We start from the raw sequence: 3444 nt of genomic DNA, 5'->3' as shown, positions 1-3444 counted from the left end.
TGGGGTGGCTAACGGGACTTGAACCCGCGACCCCCGCGACCACAACGCGGTGCTCTACCAGCTGAGCTATAGCCACCATCACCGTCTTGCACAGACAGCAGAGATTATCTTAAACCTGCTCGCGCACCGTTTGCAAATACACACAAGGAGTCACGATTCAATTAAGCAAGATAACAGTTTGGCGAAAGCAATACGCTCACACCAAAAAGATGGCTAGGCTTTAAGAACCTGCTTCCCACTTGATGAAAACGAGGTCCCACATCCATGCCACGTGTTGAGGTGACAATCGACGCCGACCGCACGGCGCATCTCACCCTCGACGGGACCCAAAAAACCTTCCCCGACCTCGGCGCCGCCATGAGCGAACTGGCCCGCTACGCGCGACACACTCAGCAACCCGTCAACGTTTCAGTGCAAGACGGCGACACCTCGCGCAACCTTACTTTCACACCAGAAGGACGGCTCGCACCCACCCAGGAACAACCCAGCCAAGAACAACCTCGGGAAACGAAACCCACAACTCCACCCAAACCAGACCTTCCCCCAACACAACCAACCACCCCTCCCCCAAACAACAACCGACCAGACAGGTTTTCCGGACCCGCACAGCAAGCCACGCCCGCAATAGCAAACGGAAACCGCAAAACACTGCGCAAGAAACCCCGCCCAACCAAACCACCCCGCAAAACGAAACGGGGACTGACAATCCCAGGGATCGTGCTCGCTATTCTGCTGGTAGGCGTGGTCGCTGCGTACTTCGTTCCCCGCTTCATCGGTTCACCAGACAACGGCACCCCGCAAAGCATCGAGTCCTCCAGTAGCCAAAACCCCAACGGATTGCGCGCAGTGGAAGAGCAACGGGAGCCCGTACCCGGATTCGGACACCGCGCAGCGTGGGAACACAAAGTACCTGCAGGTGCATCGGTGACCGCATCAGACCGCGGAGTGCTCATTATCGACGGCAAAAACCTCAAAGTCCTGGACCCGTACAACGGGCAAACAAAATACGAAACCACAGCCAACGGGCAACTTGAATTCGCAGTAGACACCCGCATCGAATCCAAAAACGCGCTCGTCTGGCGAATTGGCGACTCCGCATACGCCCTTCTAGACGGCGAAAAAGACGCCCGAGAATACAAGCTTCCCGCCAGCGCGCGAATGTCGTCGGCGGGGACACACGTACTGATCAAATCCGGTAACCAACTGTCAACGTTTGGCATGGACGGGCTGAAACAACTTCCCACTCCAGACCCAGGGACGACCCCCATGGCTCTTGACGGCGACGCGCTCATATCCGCGCGTTTTGCCGGGCCACTCATCGCGACAAACGTCGAAACGGGCGAGGTGAAAAAAGTTTCGCTCGAAAAGCCAGCTGAAGACCTCCACGTCATTCGCTGGGTCAGTGCCGGACACGGCAAAGTTGTGACTTTGTGGGGCGAAGCCGGCTCCTCTGTTTCCAGCGGCCACCGCATCCAAGTTGTTGTTCACCACGTTGATACCGGCAAAATCGCTTCCACAGTAACCACCAGCACCGACTCCGTTGGAGAAGCTAACTGGGTGCGCGGACAGGGATATCAACTCGCAACATTCGGCCCGTACATGTTCTCAATGAAAGACGGCCTACTCGTCCAAGACGGTACAGTAGACGATGTTGCTTTTAACGAGCCCCGTGGCAACATCGCTCCCGCTACAGTCGACGGCGCCCAAGCGCTCATCACAGACAACGTGGCGTACAGATCCAACGCGAAACTACTGGCGGTTGGCAAAGACGAAAGCTTCGCCATTGTGCGTAGCAATCCAGAAACAATTAGCGGATACACCAAGTAAAACAGTGCGAACCACGGGCAATTAGGTACCATAAATGACCGGGACAACGACACGAGCAGGGAATGTTTGACATGCGGATTACAGCATTGAGCGCCACGGCGCTTGCCGTAGCCGCGCTCGGTGGTGCCCCCGCACTCGCTGCCATCCCCCAGGCCCCAGCATCCATCACAGGGACTGCTTCCGCTTCAGATCCCACTGACGAACCGAGCCCCGCGCCCACTGATGGGCCCACTGCAGAGCCAAGCCCTGCACCAAGCCCCGAACCCACCACGGAACCCACCCCCAAATCCACAAAAGACCCCGGCCAGTCCGTCACGCCTTCGACAGTGATAAACCGCGGCGAGTGGTATCAGGTGATGGTAGACGACAAACCCGCCCCTGAAGGCAGCACGTTCAGCGCAGTAGAACGCAAACAGGACGGCAAGGAGAAAATTCACGACTTCATCGTGGGCGAAGGAGGCAGAGCTTTTCACCTCGACACCAGCAAGCCACATGACCAAGGCGAAGCCGTTGACCCGCGCGAGGTGACACTGAAGATCGAAAACGGGTCGGTGGAATTTATCAATAAGCCCACGCCCACGCCTCCCCCGAACGACGGAAAAACCCCACCTGAAGACGACAACGGTAGCCAGAAACCACCTCGGCCGAAGCCCCCTCTGACAAAACCGCCCGCCCCAAACCCACCGGACGAGGACGGTCGCCAACCCGGTAAACGCCCGGGCAACCATGGCGACGGGAACAGCGGGGACGAATCTGACAACCAGGAAAACCCGGACGGCAAGGACGGCAACACCAAGGCGGACGACAAGGACCGGACGCAGGATCCAGACACCGGCAACGGCACCGTCCCTGGTCAGGCGGGAACGGACTGGACGCCGGGCGATTCGGGTGATGAGCAGACTCACGCGCCAGACTACTCGGACCCCGTGCCCCAGAACCCGGACGAGGCGGGCGAGGTGAGCGAAGACATCATCGCAGGCCCGGAACCGTCACAGGAAAACCACACCGGCGCACCCACGGCACCGTCCAACGAGAGCGAAGACAAGGCAGTCGATGCGGCTGAACCGAGCGGGTCGTTCCCGTGGTCGCTCGCGGTGCTCCTGGGAGCGGGCGCGGTTGGGTTGTTCCTGGCAGTGTTCCTCTTTGCGCGCAGGAAGTCTGAGGACTGAGGGGCTTAGGTTTGGTGCGCGGATCACCCTTAAGGCCGTTTAGATTACAACCGTCGGATGGACTGGCCCCTGAAAGTTGGATTTGGTTTTGTTTCTGGCGATTAGGGCTTGAAGGGTTTCGTACACCTTTTTGGTGGCGGAGAATCGACGCATTACTCCATGCACCAAAACGAAACGGCGCAAAGTGAGCGAAAGCAAATGCAGCACACCAAGCAGATGTGACACACCAAGCAGACGCCACGTCGCTACACACACAGAAAACGGGCGTGCTTACACCCTCTACACTCGTGAACCCGAGTGACGCCAACACCCGCAGAAGCCGTTTACCCAACACAGCTCGATTGGACTGCTCCTCATTAGTTGGACTGATGTGAATCAGTTGTTTACTAGTGAGGAGTATTTCTTTGCGTGCAGATAGTACGTTGACTGCGAGTCAGCGGGAAGAGTT

The 3444-nt window shown here is 58.0% G+C and carries 2 protein-coding genes and 1 tRNA gene; 2 read left to right on the top strand and 1 reads right to left on the bottom strand.

Translation table 11 applies throughout. The features are described 5' to 3' along the window. Positions 1–76 (bottom strand) — tRNA-His (locus HMPREF0183_RS09950). Between the two features lie 188 nt (positions 77–264). Here HMPREF0183_RS09950 and HMPREF0183_RS09945 point away from each other — a divergent pair. After that, complete coding sequence (locus tag HMPREF0183_RS09945) at positions 265–1827, top strand: hypothetical protein (protein WP_005885671.1); 1563 nt, start codon at positions 265–267, stop codon at positions 1825–1827. A gap of 71 nt (positions 1828–1898) precedes the next feature. Beyond that, a complete protein-coding gene (locus tag HMPREF0183_RS09940) occupies positions 1899–2996 on the top strand; it encodes a hypothetical protein (RefSeq protein WP_156798245.1) in 1098 nt (365 codons plus the stop codon). The last annotated feature ends 448 nt before the right edge of the window (positions 2997–3444 follow it).

The organism is Brevibacterium mcbrellneri ATCC 49030 (assembly GCF_000178455.1).
GTDB classification, from domain to species: Bacteria; Actinomycetota; Actinomycetes; order Actinomycetales; family Brevibacteriaceae; genus Brevibacterium; species Brevibacterium mcbrellneri.
The sequence above is the reverse complement of the archived record's forward strand: the minus strand, read 5'-3'. Positions and strand labels throughout refer to the sequence as shown.

Bases quoted from the DNA above. Each gene is read 5' to 3' on its own strand.
- HMPREF0183_RS09945 (WP_005885671.1), top strand. From the start codon at position 265: ATGCCACGTGTTGAGGTGACAATCGACGCCGACCGCACGGCGCATCTC.
- HMPREF0183_RS09940 (WP_156798245.1), top strand. From the start codon at position 1,899: ATGCGGATTACAGCATTGAGCGCCACGGCGCTTGCCGTAGCCGCGCTC.